Here is an 18111-nt window from a genome sequence, read left to right on the forward strand (position 1 = left end):
GCTCTTTGTAAGATACTTCAATCGTTTTTTACCTGGGAATTTATTTGGTCACGTCTTCCCAGTCTGTGATATCACCTGTGAAGATGGATTTTACCTGGTCACTTGAAAGCTCCTCAAGGTCATTGTCGTTGTTTACGATGACTGCGATACCATCTTTTGCGATCTCTGTAGCTTTAACACCTTTCTCTGTTTCCTCGTCCTTCAGCTCACGGGATGCCATTCCGATATCACATACACCCTCTGTTGCGCTGTTGATTCCTGTTGTGGAGTCGCTGACCTGAACCTCTACTGTGATGTTTTTGTTTGTTTTCTGATATGCCTCTGCAAGCTTCTCCATTACAGGTCCTACGGAAGAAGATCCCATAACTACGACTTTGCCTTTTGCATCTCCGGCTTTGTATGCCTCTGCTTTTTCATCTACTTTGATGTAACCTTCTTTTTCGATGATGTCCTGTCCGTCAGAGCTCATGATGTAGTTGATGAAATCCTGTGCTGCATCGCTGAGCTTGTCGCCTGTTACGATGTTGAACGGACGTGCTACCTTGTATGTATCATCTGCAACGTTCTCTGCTGTTGCCTCTGCTCCGTCGATCTTTACTGCTTTTACTGTATCGTTGAGGGAACCAAGGGATACGTATCCGATAGAGTTCTCATCGCCTGCTACTGTGGTAAGCATTACATCTGTGTTGTTTGTGATGCTTGCTTCCTGTGTTGTCATATCTACTTTCTCGCCGTCTTTTTCTTCTTCGATCCCAAACAGCTCTACGAATGCTCCACGTGTTCCGGATCCGTCCTCACGGGAAATTACGTCGATCGCTCCGGATGGTGCTGCCATTACAACGGTTCCCATTACTGTAGTTCCGATAAGTGCTGCTGTTAAGACGCCTGCGATTCTTTTTTTCATGATTTTTTCTCCTCATTTCTATGATCATTTTTACTTGCTCACTGCTTAAGTACAGGTGTTATTATAGGAATGGAAGGTAAAATATAAAATCGCAGTTTTGTAAAATGTTGGTTAAAAAAACGGGATAAAAAAAAGCTGCTTACGCAGCTTTTTTATATGATATACTCGTCCGCCTTCACGGATTGCCAATTCATCAGGTCTTCCAGTGTTATATGATCTACCACACCTTTGATGGCATCATCCAGCTTTTTCCAGAGGATCTGGGTGACGCAGTTCTCCTCACGGTCACAGATGGCTCCGTTGTCGTCCAGACATTCCACAGGGGAAAGACTTCCTTCTGTGAGACGAAGGATCATTCCAACCGTGTATTTATCCGGGGTCTGCTGCAGTGCATAGCCGCCCTGAGGGCCACGGACACTGCGGACAAAGCCTGCTTTATTCAGGATGGATATGATCTGCTCCAGATATTTATCTGAGATCTCCTGGCGCTTCGCCACATCCTTCAGGCGGATCGGTTTTCCTGTATAATTTGTAGCAAGATCCAACATCAGTCTCAGCGCATATCTTCCTCTTGTAGAAATCCTCATGTAATATTTACCTCCAATATTTCAGTATTCTTCTGATTTATAGCATTTTGCTCTTTCTGTTATTGTGCAGCTGTTCAGCCGGAAATATTCCTCTGTATTCCATAACCGGCACCCTTCTCTGTGATGCACAGGCAGCTTCCTGTATCTTCTTTCATAGGAAGCAGAATCTGCTTTGCAGACTTTATTCTTTATATTGTTAATAGGTTTTGTTTGTTTTCTCTATTATACCTGAAAAAGCTACAAGATACAAGCAAGTCCCCACACACTGCTTATTGCTTTTCGCGGGACCTTACCAGTGAACAGTAACCAGCCCCACAGAGGGCTTACTTAATTCGATGAAATCAAGAATAAAACCGGCGCTCCGGCAGCCTGCTTGAACAGGCATTCAGGAGCGCCGCAAATAATCCCGCAGAATCTCGCTTCGGGGCAAAAGAAGCGGTCTTCGGATCGATTATTTTATAAACAGTGGTGTGGAGTAGTAACGGTCTCCACTGTCCGGAAGAAGTGCTACAATCACTTTCCCCTTGTTCTCCGGGCGTTTTGCAAGCTGGATCGCAGCATAGAGAGCTGCACCGGAGGAAATTCCTGTAAGGATTCCTTCTTTCTTGGTAAGGAGTTTGGATGTTTCAAATGCATCCTCGTTCTCTACCGGGATGATCTCGTCATAAACCTTGGTGTCAAGTGTGTCCGGAACAAAACCTGCGCCGATACCCTGGATCTTATGCGGGCCTGCTTTTCCCTCAGAAAGTACAGGAGAAGTTGCAGGCTCAACAGCAACTACCTTCACATTCGGGTTCTGGCTCTTCAGGTACTCACCTGTACCGGTGATCGTTCCGCCTGTGCCGACACCTGCTACGAAGATATCTACCTTTCCGTCTGTGTCCTTCCAGATCTCAGGACCTGTTGTTGCTGCATGTGCCTTCGGGTTAGCCGGGTTCTCAAACTGTCCGGGGATGAAGCTTCCCGGAATCTCCTTGGCGAGCTCTTCTGCCTTGGCAATGGCCCCCTTCATTCCCTTGGCTCCGTCTGTGAGAACTACCTCTGCACCATATGCCTTCAGGATGTTTCTTCTCTCAACACTCATGGTCTCCGGCATGGTGAGGATCGTCTTATAGCCCTTGGCAGCTGCGATGGCTGCAAGTCCGATTCCTGTATTGCCGGATGTTGGCTCGATAATGGTTGCGCCTGGTTTCAGGATACCTTTCTGCTCTGCATCCTCGATCATTGCCTTACCGATTCTGTCCTTAACGCTTCCTGCCGGGTTAAAATACTCAAGCTTGGCAAGTACTGTAGCCTCAAGTCCCTCAGATTTCTCTACGTTCTTAACCTCTACAAGCGGTGTGTTTCCGATCAGGTCCAGTGCGCTTCCGTAAATTTTACCCATGATGATATCCTCCTTATTTCCTTTATGTCCATTTCCTTATTTCCTAGTAACTATATATGTTTTCTGTGATTTGATTGAATTATATCATAGTACAGGGATTTGTCAATACATTTCAGCCAAAAAACGCAGGAATTTTTCTCCGGAAAAACCCCTGCGCTTCATATAATTTCATTTATTCTTTTTTAGGATTTTTACAAGCAGATGCATAGTCAGGCGGATATTCATATTCTTTATTTTTCAGATTCTGTTAATGTAATATCCCCATCGCTGCATTCCACATTTAAAGTCGGTGCTGAAGCACCGACCTTGTTCTCATAAACAGAGGTGTCTTCCTCATTGTCGGTTTTTCCCCTGGAAAGCCCCTCCGTGTCCACATCTCCGTCTGTAGCTTTCAGATAAATATTGGTTTTCTCTGCACTGCCGTTCTTCATTTCTACAGAAACATCACCGCAGGAGCTATTGATCTTCATATCTCCGTTAAAGCTGCTGTTGTCTATCTGAATATCTCCGTCGCTGAGAGCTATCTGCCCATCTGCAAGCTCTGCCTTTTTTATGGTCACATCTCCGTTTCCGGATTTCAGCTGCATGTTATCTGTACATTGAAGTTCTTTTACATTCAGATCCCCGTCGGAAAGCTTTGCATCAAACTTTTCGAACTCGCCCTTATCCAGCATCAGATCTCCATTGAGAAGTTCCAGGGTCATTTCTTTACACAAAAGCTGATCGGCAGCAAGATCCCCGTCGGAAAGCTGAAGCTCCGCTTCGAAAAGCTGTGCCTTCTCCGGAATATAAAGAACCACCGTATTCAATGCATCTTTCTTTTCTGTCAGATCCGCATGTGTAGAGAATATCCCCAGATCATAGGTTATATAATAACTTCCACTGCCGCCTGCAGACTCCTCAAGCGTGAGCTCTCCATCCTTATCCTTCCAGGTCAGAGGATTTTTCCTCCCGTTTTTCTCAAGCTTATATTCCATATAATAATGGTCATCATCTGAGGTACGGATATCCAGATCAAAATCCTCAAAATCCACATTCAGCTTCGTAAAATCATCAATCTGTTCTTTTTTCATTACTGTAAGATTTTTACGACTGGAAGAATTTCCTCCGGATACATACATATGATCTGAAGTATATGTGAAATCTTTTCCCCCTGCAAAATATCCTGCTGTGGAAAGAACAACTCCCGCTGCACAGAGTGCTGTACCTGTGATCAGCACTGTTTTTGCAATCTTATTCATTTTTATGCACCTTCTTTCTTACAAGTCTGTTAACCAGACGGCCGATTCCCATTGCACACCATTTACATATATATATGGTAAGTACTCCAACGAGGATTCCCGCACCTGCCATCAGAAATCCACTGCCGACCATCATGCAGGCTGCTGCCAGGGATCTCGCGATCAATGTCACTCCAAAGCCTGTAAGCACGATGCCTCCGGCTATTGCTGACACACCTGTAACTGCCATGGAAAAGATCACTGCTGCGATGACAAGCACCACTGCTGCCAGTACTGCAAGGCCTGCAAACAGCAGTGCAATGCTCACCGGCGATGCACAGATCACCAGAAATGCGAGAAGAATGATCTTTCCGGGGGAACGCTTCTTTCCTGCGGATGTACTGTACCCTGTTGTACTCAGGTTTCCTGAATCTGTCCGGCTATGTGCATGGGAGCTCTCTCCGTAATATGAACCTGCTGCCGGCAAAGCTGCTTTTTTTTCCTCGGTGATGTCTTTACTATCACCAACACTCTCCTGTAAAAGGTTCAGAAGCAGTTCCCTTGCCGCCTCTTTAGGTTGTCCCAGTTCTTCCATAACCTGCTGTTCATTCTCAGGTCCAGCCTCATCGAAGTATTCCGAAAAATACTCAATGGCATTGTCATAATCTTCTTTTGGAAGCCGCTTCAGATATTTCTTCAGCTGCTCCATATACTCTTTTCTTGTCATTTTCGAAGTCTCCCTTCCACAATATCGTCTATAGTATCGCGGTATTCTCTCCACTCTTTCCTCAAATATTCCAGCTGCTTCCGTCCGTCTTCTGTGATGGAATAATATTTACGTTTCCGTCCCTGAAATTCCTCTGAATAAGTTGTCAGATAACCATCCGTCTCCAGTCTGCGAAGGATCGGATACAATGTGGATTCCTTGATAGAAGCTACCATCTTCACTGTCTGGCTGATCTCATATCCGTAAGAATCCTGCTGCTCTACAACAGAAAGGATCAGGCATTCCGTCAGCACTGCAGACACCGGATAATAATACATAGGCACACCTCTTTATATAATTATTTTATATATAAAATTTTTATATATAATTATTTTACATATATAGTACCACACTTTTTCCTGTTGTCAAGCACAATTTCGCAATTGCTTTTTCCAGACTCCTTCTTTATAATATTTACAAATACAAAATACTCACCCAGAAAGGACTTGAGCTTATGGAAAAAAAGCCCCATCTGATGGCGATCGTCCTGTTTTTAACGGGTCTTATCTGTATTGGATTACTTTTTGGACTCAGCTATAAAACCTACCGGAAGATCGATGCCGTTGACCAGAAAATGGCCTCCGTGATCAAACCGGTCCAGAAAAAGCAGAAATCCATGAAAGAGGATATCGAACTTTATACAGCTAAGATCGAAAAGAAACAGGCAACCGACAAATACCTGCAGCAGCGGGCACAGACAGAAAAAGCTGTCAAAAACAACACCGGTGAACATGAACGGGCACCGGAAGCCGAAAACAGTCAGAAAACGACCAAACCCTCTGTTTTCAGTGAAGCCGGTGGTGAGGGATTCACCGATGGCGGTAATGATACCTCTTCTGCTTCCAACAACGGCCATATCGTCGGAATCGATCCCGGACATCAGGGCGAAAATGTTGATATGAGTGCCACAGAGCCGAACGGTCCCGGTTCCTCCACCATGAAGGCCAAGGCTTCCACCGGAACCAGAGGTTCCTTCAGCGGTCTCCCGGAGTATCAGCTGAACCTGGATGTTTCTCTTCTGCTTAAGGATATCCTGGAACAACGTGGATACCAGGTAGTAATGACAAGAACAAACAATGATACCGCTATCAGCAACAAGGAGCGTGCAGAGCTGGTCGCTTCCCAGGGTGCGGAGATCTGTGTCCGTATCCATGCAAACGGAGATAATTCTACAGATGTCTCCGGTGCTCTGACCATGTGTCCGTCCCAGCAGAATCCTTATGTTTCCAGTCTCTATGACAGTTCCAACAAACTATCCAAATGCATTGTGGATTCCTACTGCGCAGCTACCGGCTTCCAGAACCGCGGGATCATCTACACAGATTCCATGACAGGTATTAACTGGAGCACGATCCCGGTGACGATTGTGGAAATGGGATTTATGACCAACCAGAGCGATGATCTGAAAATGGCGGATTCCTCCTTCCAGCAGACTATGGCAGAAGGGATCGCCAATGGAATCGATGCTTATTTCCAATAATAAAAAGGAGTTTGTTTATATATGAAAAAAAATACATTTCTATATATTGTGATCGCAGTGCTTGTCATCGCACTGGCAGGACTTGGGGCACTGAATGTCCGCTCCCTGGACAAGCTTGCATCTCTCCAGACAAAAGTTAACAAGCTGCAGAAAAGTGTGCAGGAGGTTTCTGATTCTGCCGCTGAGCTCAGCAGCAAAGCCGATCAGCTGGATGCTCTTTATCCTGATGATCCTACCGTTTCCAGCGCTGCTGCCGCAGCATCTTCAGCTGAGCTCCAGGGTCCTTCCGCACAGGAAGAATCCACAGATACATCTGCAGCCTCCGATTCTTCCGAAGCTTCTGGCAGCAAGGACAGTTCTTCTTCCCCTCAGGAAGAAGGAACTCTTTCTCCATCCAGCGGAAGCACTTTCACAGACAATTCGGATTCCAGCATGGACAACCTTCTGAATCAGGTACAGTCTCTTCTTCCCACCGATAACGGAACCTGGTCCGTATATGTATGCAATCTTGCAAAAAATACCGAAGGTACCATCAACGATCAGCAGATGCAGGCTGCCAGCCTGATCAAGCTCTATATCATGGGTGCTGTATATGAGGATTATGACAGTCTTTCCTCCAAATACAGCAAGGATCAGCTGGACAATGCACTGAACTCTATGATCACAGTCAGCGACAATGATGCTGCCAATACACTTGTCAATTATCTTGGCGGCGGGGATGATGCAGCCGGAATGGCCCGTGTGAATAAATTCTGTAAGGATCACGGATACACCAGCACTTCCATGGGACGTCTTCTTCTTGCAGATAATTCCAATGGGGATAACTACACTTCCGCAAAGGATTGTGGAAAATTTCTGAAGACCATCTATCAGATCGACAAGGGTACTGCTACCGATAACAACGATACTCTGGCAGGAGCCGAATATATGTATCGTCTTCTGAAAATGCAGACCAGGAAAAACAAGATCCCGGCTCAGATGCCTTCCGAGGTAAAGGTTGCCAACAAAACCGGTGAACTGGATCACGTAGAAAACGATGCCGGCATCATCTATGACACAGCAAAGGGGATCGACCTGGTAGTCTGTTTTATGTCACAGGATCTTAACGATACCTCTGCTGCACAGAACACCATCGCACAGGACAGCCGTGCGATCTATGGATACTATAACGAATAACAAAAGAAAATATCTTTATATTATATTGGTAAGGAAAACATCATGAATCAGACAAAAGAGAAAAAAACAAGATACTTATTATGGCCTGCGCTACTGCTTCTGCTTCTTCTGCTGGCGCCGGGCAACATTGTCCGTGTGCAGGCTGCCTCTGACCAGACTGCTGTCCAGCTGAAACTCAGTCAGGGTATCCGCCGCTATGATTATGCTTACCAGGTCCTTGATCTGGTAAATCAGGAACGTGCCAAAAAGAACCGGAATCCTGTCACTATGGATAAGAACCTTCTGGAATGCGCCATGACCAGAGCAGAAGAACTGACCGTTTACGCCAGTCATACCCGTCCCAATGGTTCCATCTGTTTTTCAGCCTTTCCTTATTTTGAGGATCCAAGTGAAAATCTTGCGATCAACCAGGGAACTCCTGAAGAAGTTATGGAATCATGGATCGAATCTTCCGGACATTACACGAACATCATGAATTCCAAAAATGTTTCTGCCGGAATCGGCTGCTACTCACAGAACGGTCATCTCTACTGGATCCAGTGCTTTTCTTCTCACGCAACAGAAGCCTGCACACAGCCTGCCAATCAGACTGTGTCACCTGTTATTTCCGTGCTTCCAAAGCTGATAAATATCCATTTCAACGAAGCTTCTCCGATCACATTCACAGAAGAACAGAAAACACTGGCTATCTATATAACCTGTAATGGATTCAGCTATATGAGTTCCAGCCTTGACCCAGCTTCTTTCACATGGTCAACCGGAGATCCTTCCATTGCCACTGTGGATCAGAGCGGTGTTATCCGACTGAAAAGCAGAGGAACCACTACGGTTTCTGCCACACTGAAATCCTGCCCGGACAAAACACTGTCTGCAGATCTCAATGCATACTATGATCTGGAAAATTCCAGAGAGACTTCTCTTCGCTATACAAGTTCCTGGAACTATACCGGAAGTCCCATTACTTTTTCTCCTGAACTAAAATTCCATGGTCGTACGCTGACTGAGGGAAAAGATTATACGATTTCTTTCTCCAATAATCGTAACAGCGGTCTGGGAAGCTTCTCAATCACAGGACTTGGCTTTTATTCCGGAACTCTGACTGATGATTTCCTTATCCGGCAGATCAATCTCTCCCAGTCAGAAGTAACTTTTTCCCAGTCCTCCTATCTGTATACCGGAACCGCACTGACTCCGAAGCCCACTGTCACCTGGAATGGTATAACCCTGACAGAAAATGTAGATTATACACTCTCCTGGCATAACAATGCCCAGCAGGGAAACGCTTATGTTACTGTTTCCGGTAAGGGAAATTTCACCGGTGAAAATAATAAATATTTCTACATCGACCTTACCCCGATCACGGAAGCTGAGATTGGTGATATCCCGGATTATGAATATGCTCCTGGCAAAGAATTCAAGCCGGAGCCAACGGTCACATTAAATGGTGTTACTTTAAAGAAAGATGTTGATTATACCCTTTCTTATTATGATAACACCATGGCAAGTTCCAGAACCAACAGACCTCGTGTCCATATAACCGGTATCGGCATTTACAGAAGCGGTTTCTCCAAATACTTCACCATCAATCCACTGAAGCTCTCCGGTGAGACCATCCAACTGGCAGATCCAAACTGCAAAAGTGAAAGTGTAACCTCTTATCTGCGAAATAACCTGGTCATCACCTATAATGGCACACAACTGACCTCTGATGATTTTCGCATTACTTCTGTATACTATTCCTCCAGCAATGAGATCCTGGATTTTTCACTTTCCTATAAGCAGAATTATTCCGGTTCAAGGCATATGACATCTGTAAAGCTTTGCGATCTTTCGGATATTCCGGAACAGATCTTCAACGGCAATGCAGTAACTCCGAAGCCTACTGTAAAATATGGCTCGGACACGCTTCAGGAAGGCACGGATTATATCCTTACCTGGAAAGATAACGCCAAAACCGGCACTGGCTCCGTAACGGTTACAGGAATCAACAATTATTTTTCAAGTCAGTCCCTGACCTTTAAAATATCCGCTCCGGCACCAACGAGCACTCCAACTCCGAAGCCATCTACTCCCCCGGCTCCAATGCCATCTGGCACTCCGGCTCCTGTGATCACGAAATTAACTGCACCGTCAATTAAGGCCTCTGCCTCCTGGAACAGCTGTACGCTCCGCTGGAACCGTATAAACAATGCCCGGAACTATATTCTCTACAGAAAAGCAAATTCCGGAAAATACGCAAAGATCAAAACTTTAAACGCAAATACTACTTCATACAAAGACACAAAGATCACTATCGGAAATAAATATTCTTACGTGATCCGTGCAAGCAAAAAAACATCCTCCGGTTATATCTACAGTCCAGCTTCCAAAGCAATGACTGTGAAACCGAATCTGCTCCGTCCGTCCATAAAGCTTAAAACCCTCAAAGGAAAACAGACCCTTTCCTGGAAAAAGATTTCCGGAGCAACCGGCTATGTCATCTATCAGAAAAAAGGAAATGGTTCCTTCAAAAAAGTAAAAACTATTTCTTCCAAAAATACCAGCTATACATTTAAGACAGCAAAAAATGTTACATATAGCTACAGACTGGTTCCATACCGCACAGTAAACAAGAAGGTAAAGACCGGACCTGCAAGTGCGGTAAAAACCGGAAAAGCAAAATAACAGACTTACCGGATCGGACAAAAAAAGGATGATGCGTCACCGAAACGCATCATCCTTTTTTCAGTTCTTTTCTTCTCCCTCTTCATAGGATTTTTCCCAAATCTCGGAAAATACTGCCAACGGACAGTCTGTCAGCAGGCACATCAGAAGAAAGCACTCATATGGATTCACTATGTAGATCTCACTCATTTCGCAGCGGGCCAGGATCTCCTGGATCTCCTCCAGGAAATGGCGATATCTCGTATACGGATCATCCTCTGCCATCTCCTGAGAGATCACAAAAAACTCCAGCGTGATCAGATCAAACCGCTCCACCGGAAATTTATGGTTCAGGATATTGTTGATCCTCTGGCGGCTGAAGCGCTTCTGGCTGAAATGCTTTGCCAGAATGGATGCGGACATCTTTTTGAGATTTCCCATTTTATTAATGGGGATCCCGCTGCAGATAACCTTTTCCAGATCCGAAGCACTGATATTCTCAGGCTTCCAGATCTTTTTGCCACCGTTTTCTTCCTCATCTTCCTGATACATGGCTGCAATGATCTTCTTTGCCCGCTCCAGAAGGATCATAAATTCCTGAAAAGCCTGGCTCTTCTCTGATTTCGGATCATCATGTCTCCCTTTCAGAAAAGCCAGATATTCCAGAAGCTTTTCTTCACTGTCCAGACAAAGCCCTGTGCCATACACGATCTCTCCGGTCTTTTTTTTCACCGGAGTCATCTGTTTGTAGGTTTCTTTATATTCCTCCGCTTTATAGTAGCCAAGATGATTCCGGTAACAATACCAGTAGATCACTTCTTCCGGATTATGGAAATCAAAATCCTGCTCACGAAGCACCCGGGTCAGAAAATCTGAAACATCCTCTGTACTCATCCGAAGTCCGAACCCCAGCAGAAAAACTGTTTCACGCTTCACAGATGCCTGAGTCAGCCAGTTATTCACCAGAGAACTCAGCTTGGCTGATGTAGGTGACATGGATTTCGGTGTGTAGGTTTCCTTGAAGGATTCCACAACGATCTCTCTGTAGACTTCCTGCGGCACCTGGGAAAAAGGCTCCTCAAGCTCTGCACGCTCATACACATATCGTTTCAGATAGTCACCAAAGGAAACTAGTTCCATCTCCTTGTAAAGATAATGAAAAATAACATCTGCATCCTCATCCTCAAAGGAATCCAGACTAACAACCTGGCGGAACTTCTGTGCCGCCTTTCTTGTAAATTCAAAGTCCTTCACTGAATCGAAGGCAACTGTCTGTTCAAAATCAAGATCCTGCATTCGATTTCTCATCGCAAATTTTCTCCTTATCCCTTTTCTTACTCCCCGGGTTTATTACCGTCCGGTACTGTGGCGCTCTGCCCAGCGTTTGAGAATATTTTTTTCTTCATAGCCGCTGATCTGTGCAAGGACCAGTGTCACATTATCTCTGCCGCCTCTTTCCAATGCCTGTTCCAGGATCTTACCTACTTTTTCTTCTGCGGTCTCTGTCCCGTCAAGGATCTTCTGAAGCTCCTCATCAGAAAGCATGTCTGTCACTCCATCTGAACAGATCAGATACGAGCTTCCCGGCTGATAACCGATCTCCACGATAGAAGGCTCCAGTGCCATGTTTTCTTCCTGAAAGCCCAGATACTGCGTCAGCGGAGCTTTTCCCAGCATTTTTCCGCCGATCACATGGTCCGTGGAAATCTGCTGGAACTTCCCCTGAAAATGACGGTAGATACGGCTATCCCCAAGGTTGCAGGCATAGATTGCCTTTTCGCTGAAAGACAAAAGTGCCATGGTTGTTCCCATGCTTCTGATACAGTTTTCATTGCTGTAGCGACATACTGCCTCATTCATATTTTCGCAGGCTCCTGTCAGAAAAACCACAGGCTCTTTTTTCAGGGTCTTTTTGTTTTCTTCATAGAAGCCTCCCAGCGCTTCCACAGCCGCAGAAGCTGCCATTTCACCGCAGCTTTCTCCGCCCATGCCGTCAAAAACGGCCAGCATTGGAAGCTGCCAGTGCTGTGTATGACCTGCCAGGATTCCGTCAACCCCCTGGTTGTGCACCGGCAGGCGCACTCCGCAGCACCAGAAATTATCCTCATTATTTGTCCTCACCTTTCCGGTGTGACATGTATACGCATAATCAATCTGATAGGCCATTCTTTTTCCTTTCGTAAAAACCCTTCGACATTACTGCTGAAGCTCCACTACAGAATTACTCCAGTATTTGTCTCCCAGTTCTACATATTTGTCGTTATCGCTCTCTTTATCATGAACCTTACCATCTGCATCGATCCATCGGATCAGAAGGCCGTCCTGATAATAAAAATACTGCTTCTCATCTCCGTCCCATACATAAGTATAAAACATCTGCTCGCCCCAGTAAAAATATTCCTCATAAACGCCATCTGCGGAACTGCCGGGATATACAAGTACTTTGGCGATCTCTCCTGATCCGTTATAAAAGCGCAGGCAATCCCCCTCTGTACCTTCACGTCTATAGCTGTCCAGGGCATTTTCTATGGTTGTCGCATGGTCACGTATCGTTTCCATTGCCTGTGCGAAACTTTTATCCGAATTGTCTGCAGTACCGAAATTTCCTTTGTTCAGAGCATCAGAATCATCGGAATCTGTATACGAAGGTTCCCCGTTATCCGCAGGTTTCCGTATCGTTCGTACCGCAAGGATCCCGCCGATCAGCACAACAAGGATCCCGGCTGTTATAAGCATTCTGAAAATACCTTTCCGTTTCCTTCTGTCATCGTCATTTCCGTCATTCTCTGGCACGGATCCTTCCCACTCCTGGAGATTCTGGTCACGGTCGTCTTCCAGATCTGTGATAGAGGTAACTCTGGGCTTTACAGCTCCGGTTTTTCTTATACCGGGATCTGATTGACGGGAACGTCCTGACGGATAACCGGACAGGCTATCCTTTTCGGATGCTATTTTTCCGGATGCAGATTTCTGAGGCTTCTGTATTGTGCTCTGAGCCTTTGGCGTATTCCGGGCTGCATTTTTTGCTATTTCTCCGGCTGTCGGTTTCTCCGGCTGTATGGATACCGGCACAGGATTTTTACGTGCCTGACGGATCGCATCCGTATTCAGCTGACTCGTTCTTGCCAGCTGTCTGGCTGCACCCTCCTGGAGAAACTTCGGCATGGACTCCGGAACAGGTCTTTCCTCCACTGGTTTCGGTTTCTCATGAACTCCCTGTTCTCTGTTTGCCGCTCCATACCGGATTTCTTCCAGTGCTTCCCGAAACTTCTCAGGAGTCTGATATCGTTCTTTTGCATCATAAGCACAGGCTTTTAAGATAACGGAGCCGAAAGCCTCTCCTGCATCCACAGGTGGTGGCGGTGTTTCGCCTGACATCCTTCTCGTGAGTGCGTTTTCCTTATCTCTGTATGTGATCAGCTGTTTTTCAAGATTCAGAAACGGAAGCCTGTTATGATTCATCAGTTTATATAACACCAGGCCAAGTGCATAAATGTCCACTCTGCTGTCGTACTGTTCTCCCCTGTACATCTCCGGCGCCATATAGGAATAAGTTCCCTTTTTGGAAAGGGTACTCATGGTTTTTTCCAGTTCTCTGGCGATTCCAAAGTCCCCCAGCTTGAAATCCCCGAACCTGGATACAAAAATATTCTCAGGTTTGATATCCCTGTGGATGATGTGAAGCTGCCCACAGTATTCCAGTGATCTGCAAAGATCGATACCCAGCTTCATCACTTCTTTTTCTGTGAGATTTTTTCCCGCATAATATTCCATGAAGCTTGTGAGATATTCCATGCGGATAAAAATATCCCATCCGATCTCGTCCAGATATTCCATCACCTTGTAATCTTCTACAGATACAATATGGGAATTTCCCCGGAAATACTCCATGGTGCTTACTTCCTGAATGCACTCCTCCACCAGATTTTCAAAATAACCGCGGACAGATTTTTCATCACCGGATTCTGAGCGCACACTGTCCAGCTCCCCTTTACTGGCGGGGATTGTGATTATCTTAATTGCCGAGTAAAAAGAACGTCCCTTCTCAGTTCTCTGAGCTTTATACACTCTTCCAAAAGAGCCTTCCCCGATCTTGCTTACGATCTTCCATTCCGGCCACGGGGAAATTGGCAGTTCCTTGTCCATCGCAATCCCTCCTCTCTCAGAAAATCCCTGCTTATAAACAGAAATCTCCCTCCGGATTTCCGGGGGGAGATTTATTTATATTAGCAAGGTATATCGACTTATTCTTCTACCGGTGCAGTTTCCTCTGCTGTCTCTTCAACAGCAATGGTCTCTTCCTCCGGAGCAGTCTCAGTCTTCTCTTCCTCTACGGAAATTTCCTCTGTATCCTCAGGCTCCTCGGAAGCTGTTTTTACCTCCGGCATTCCTGTGTCAAGACTGATCTCACTGTAACGCTTCATACCTGTACCTGCAGGAATCAGCTTACCGATGATAACGTTCTCTTTCAGACCGATCAGCGGATCGATCTTACCTTTGATAGCAGCCTCTGTCAGGACTTTTGTTGTTTCCTGGAAGGATGCTGCTGACAGGAAGGAGTTTGTAGCAAGGGATGCTTTGGTAATACCAAGCATAACCTGTTTTCCCTCTGCCGGCTGTTTGCCCTCTGCCTCAAGTTTCTCGTTAACTTCCTCAACATCAAGGACATCAACAAGTGTTCCTGGCAGGAACTCTGTATCTCCGTTATCCTCGATACGGATCTTCTTCAGCATCTGATGAACGATAACCTCGATATGCTTATCGTTGATCTCAACACCCTGCAGACGATATACACGCTGAACCTCACGGATCATGTAATCCTGAACTGCACGCACACCCTTGATTCTCAGGATATCATGCGGATTTACACTACCTTCTGTCAGCTCATCGCCGGCCTCAAGAACCTGTCCATCAAGGACTTTGATACGAGAACCGTATGGGATCAGGTAAGTCTTGGAATCGCCTGTCTCCGGATCGTTTACGATGATCTCACGTTTCTTCTTAGTGTCGTTGATCGTGGCAACACCTGGGATCTCTGTGATGATCGCAAGACCCTTCGGCTTTCTTGCCTCAAAAAGCTCCTCGACACGAGGAAGACCCTGTGTGATATCTCCACCGGCAACACCACCGGTATGGAAAGTACGCATGGTCAGCTGTGTACCTGGCTCACCGATAGACTGTGCTGCGATGATACCAACAGACTCACCAACCTGTACCGGCTCACCGGTAGCCATGTTCGCACCATAACATTTTGCGCAGACACCAACCTTGCACTTACAGGAAAGGATGGTACGGATCTTCAGTTTGTCGATCGGTCCGCCTGTCTGGTTGCTTACGCCCTCTTTCATGATACGGGCTGCACGCTTCGGTGTGATCATGTGGTTTGCTTTAACAAGGATTTCTCCGTCTTTATTCTTAACTGTCTCACAGGAGAAACGTCCTGTGATACGCTCCTGAAGGCTCTCGATCTCTTCTTTTCCGTCCATGAATCCACGAACGACCATACCGGAGATCTCTGCTCTGTTCTCACAGCAGTCCGCCTCACGAACGATCAGATCCTGGGATACGTCAACAAGTCGTCTTGTCAGGTATCCGGAATCGGCTGTACGAAGAGCGGTATCAGAAAGACCTTTACGGGCTCCATGAGCGGACATGAAGTACTCCAGTACGTCAAGACCTTCACGGAAGTTTGACTTGATCGGGAGCTCGATGGTATGACCGGTTGTATCAGCCATCAGTCCTCGCATTCCGGCAAGCTGTTTGATCTGCTTATCGGAACCACGGGCTCCGGAGTCAGCCATCATGAAGATGTTGTTGTACTTATCAAGACCTGTAAGAAGTGCCTTTGTAAGCTCATCATCGGTCTTCTTCCAGGTATCAACAACCTCTTTGTAACGCTCTTCCTCTGTGATAAGACCACGTTTGTAGTTCTTTGTGATACGGTCAACAGTATCCTGAGCCTGCTTGATCATCTCCGGCTTCTGCGGCGGCACGGTCATATCGGAAATGGATACGGTCATGGCTGCACGTGTGGAGTATTTGTAACCCATAGCCTTAACGGAGTCAAGTACCTCGGCTGTCTTTGTTGCACCGTGAGTATTGATAACCTTTTCAAGGATCTGCTTCAGCTGTTTCTTACCTACAAGGAAATCAACCTCAAGAAGCAGTTCGTTTCCAGGTACGCTTCTGTCCACAAATCCAAGGTCCTGCGGAAGGATCTCGTTGAACAGGAAACGTCCCAGTGTGGACTGAACATTGCCGCTTAACACAGTGCCATCCGGCATTGTCTTATGGCAACGTACAATGATCTTGGTCTGGAGTGTGATGACCTTGTTCTCATATGCAAGAATTGCCTCGTTGACACTCTTAAAGAACTTGCCTTCACCCTTGTTTCCAGGTCTCTCCTGAGTCAGGTAGTAGATACCAAGGACCATATCCTGTGAAGGAACGGCTACAGGACCACCATCTGACGGTTTCAGAAGGTTGTTCGGTGATAACAGAAGGAAACGGCACTCTGCCTGTGCTTCCTGAGAAAGCGGGAGATGTACGGCCATCTGGTCACCATCGAAGTCAGCGTTAAACGCGGTACAAACAAGCGGATGAAGCTTGATCGCCTTACCTTCTACAAGGATTGGCTCGAACGCCTGGATACCCAGACGATGCAGTGTAGGTGCACGGTTCAGCATAACCGGATGCTCCTTAATGACGTCCTCAAGGACATCCCATACTGCCGGCTCAAGCTTCTCTACCATTTTCTTGGCATTCTTGATGTTGTGGGAAGTTCCGTTGGCAACAAGCTCTTTCATAACGAATGGTTTGAACAGCTCGATAGCCATCTCTTTCGGAAGACCACACTGATAGATCTTCAGCTCAGGTCCTACGACGATTACAGAACGTCCGGAGTAGTCAACTCGTTTACCAAGAAGGTTCTGACGGAAACGTCCGGATTTACCTTTCAGCATATCGGAAAGGGATTTCAGAGCTCTGTTTCCAGGGCCTGTTACAGGACGTCCACGGCGTCCGTTATCGATCAGGGCATCTACAGCCTCCTGCAGCATACGCTTCTCGTTGCGGACAATGATATCCGGAGCACCAAGCTCCAGAAGTCTTTTCAGACGGTTGTTTCTGTTGATGATCCTTCTGTAAAGATCATTCAGGTCAGATGTTGCAAAACGTCCTCCGTCCAGCTGTACCATAGGACGAAGATCCGGCGGGATAACCGGGATAACGGTCATGATCATCCACTCAGGACGGTTGCCGGACTCACGGAAGGACTCCACAACTTCAAGACGTTTGATGATCCTTGCACGTTTCTGGCCTGTTGCGTCCACAAGTTCTGCCTTCAGTTCTTCGGAATCCTTTTCAAGATCGATAGCCTGAAGGAGCTCCATGATGGACTCGGCACCCATACCTACACGGAATCCTTCTCCGTAAGACTCACGTGCTTCCTGGTACTCACGCTCGGTGAGTACCTGTTTGTACATAAGTCCGGAATCTGCAGGATCCAGAACGATATAGTTAGCAAAGTAAAGCACTTTCTCCAGTGTTCTCGGAGAAATATCAAGGATCAGACCCATACGGGACGGAATTCCTTTAAAGTACCAGATATGAGACACCGGAGCTGCAAGCTCGATGTGTCCCATACGCTCTCTACGAACGGCAGATTTGGTTACTTCAACACCGCATCTGTCGCAGACAACGCCTTTATAGCGAATTTTTTTGTACTTTCCACAGTGGCACTCCCAGTCCTTGCTCGGTCCGAAAATTCTTTCACAGAAAAGACCATCCTTCTCAGGCTTCAAGGTTCTGTAGTTGATCGTTTCAGGTTTTAAAACCTCACCGTGTGACCACTCTCTGATCTTCTCAGGGGACGCCAGTCCGATCTTGATGGCATCGAAAGTCATTGGCTGATATGTTTCATTGGCGTTGGTTGTTTCTGCCATGTATTCTT

The 18111-nt window shown here is 46.3% G+C and carries 13 protein-coding genes; 3 read left to right on the forward strand and 10 right to left on the reverse strand.

Annotated features, from left to right (window positions below):
* Positions 1-40: 40 nt before the first annotated feature.
* The 6 genes from CCC70_RS07285 to CCC70_RS07310 form a co-directional block, all read right to left on the reverse strand.
* Positions 41-904 (reverse strand): substrate-binding domain-containing protein, encoded by an 864-nt coding sequence (locus tag CCC70_RS07285; protein ID WP_114001810.1) that lies wholly within the window; start codon positions 902-904, stop codon positions 41-43.
* Between the two features lie 152 nt (positions 905-1056).
* Positions 1057-1491 (reverse strand): RrF2 family transcriptional regulator, encoded by a 435-nt coding sequence (locus tag CCC70_RS07290; RefSeq protein ID WP_114001811.1) that lies wholly within the window; start codon positions 1489-1491, stop codon positions 1057-1059.
* A gap of 451 nt (positions 1492-1942) precedes the next feature.
* The gene (gene cysK / locus CCC70_RS07295; protein WP_287084557.1) at positions 1943-2875 is read right to left on the reverse strand and encodes a cysteine synthase A; all 933 of its coding nucleotides are present in this window, start codon (positions 2873-2875) and stop codon (positions 1943-1945) included.
* Positions 2876-3105: 230 nt separating this feature from the next.
* Positions 3106-4116 carry a DUF4097 family beta strand repeat-containing protein gene (locus tag CCC70_RS07300; protein ID WP_287084558.1) on the reverse strand — a complete coding sequence of 337 codons (1011 nt, stop codon included), beginning with the start codon at positions 4114-4116 and terminating at the stop codon, positions 3106-3108.
* Positions 4109-4822 carry a DUF1700 domain-containing protein gene (locus tag CCC70_RS07305; RefSeq protein WP_287084559.1) on the reverse strand — a complete coding sequence of 238 codons (714 nt, stop codon included), beginning with the start codon at positions 4820-4822 and terminating at the stop codon, positions 4109-4111. The genes CCC70_RS07300 and CCC70_RS07305 overlap by 8 nt, the downstream gene beginning before the upstream one ends.
* Positions 4819-5139 carry a PadR family transcriptional regulator gene (locus CCC70_RS07310; protein WP_015526294.1) on the reverse strand — a complete coding sequence of 107 codons (321 nt, stop codon included), beginning with the start codon at positions 5137-5139 and terminating at the stop codon, positions 4819-4821. Before CCC70_RS07310 ends, CCC70_RS07305 begins: the two co-directional genes overlap by 4 nt.
* Before the next feature lie 176 nt (positions 5140-5315).
* On the opposite strand from CCC70_RS07310, the gene CCC70_RS07315 reads away from it, so the two are divergent.
* Genes CCC70_RS07315 through CCC70_RS07325 form a run of 3 tightly spaced genes read left to right on the forward strand, consistent with a single transcriptional unit; the run spans position 5316 to position 10181 of the window.
* A complete protein-coding gene (locus tag CCC70_RS07315; RefSeq protein ID WP_287084560.1) occupies positions 5316-6341 on the forward strand; it encodes an N-acetylmuramoyl-L-alanine amidase family protein in 1026 nt (341 codons plus the stop codon).
* A gap of 21 nt (positions 6342-6362) precedes the next feature.
* On the forward strand, positions 6363-7517 hold the full coding sequence (locus CCC70_RS07320) for a serine hydrolase (RefSeq protein WP_287084562.1): 1155 nt from the start codon (positions 6363-6365) through the stop codon (positions 7515-7517).
* A 42-nt stretch (positions 7518-7559) separates the two neighbouring features.
* Positions 7560-10181, forward strand: coding sequence for a CAP domain-containing protein (locus tag CCC70_RS07325; protein WP_287084564.1), 2622 nt, complete (start codon positions 7560-7562; stop codon positions 10179-10181).
* Positions 10182-10241: 60 nt separating this feature from the next.
* On the opposite strand, the gene CCC70_RS07330 is transcribed toward CCC70_RS07325, so the two are convergent.
* The 4 genes from CCC70_RS07330 to rpoC all read right to left on the reverse strand — a co-directional run bounded on the left by CCC70_RS07330 (position 10242) and on the right by rpoC (position 18103).
* Positions 10242-11468, reverse strand: coding sequence for a hypothetical protein (locus CCC70_RS07330; protein ID WP_287084565.1), 1227 nt, complete (start codon positions 11466-11468; stop codon positions 10242-10244).
* 42 nt (positions 11469-11510) lie between these two features.
* Entirely contained in the window at positions 11511-12326 is an 816-nt protein-coding gene (locus CCC70_RS07335; protein WP_114001816.1) for a PP2C family protein-serine/threonine phosphatase, read from the reverse strand.
* A 30-nt stretch (positions 12327-12356) separates the two neighbouring features.
* Positions 12357-14306, reverse strand: coding sequence for a serine/threonine protein kinase (locus tag CCC70_RS07340; protein ID WP_287084566.1), 1950 nt, complete (start codon positions 14304-14306; stop codon positions 12357-12359).
* Between the two features lie 98 nt (positions 14307-14404).
* Positions 14405-18103 (reverse strand): DNA-directed RNA polymerase subunit beta', encoded by a 3699-nt coding sequence (gene rpoC / locus CCC70_RS07345; protein WP_270391145.1) that lies wholly within the window; start codon positions 18101-18103, stop codon positions 14405-14407.
* Positions 18104-18111: the final 8 nt, after the last annotated feature.

Origin of the sequence: Blautia sp. LMAG:89 (assembly GCF_008679485.1) — a bacterium.
GTDB classification, from domain to species: domain Bacteria; phylum Bacillota; class Clostridia; order Lachnospirales; family Lachnospiraceae; genus Blautia_A; species Blautia_A fusiformis.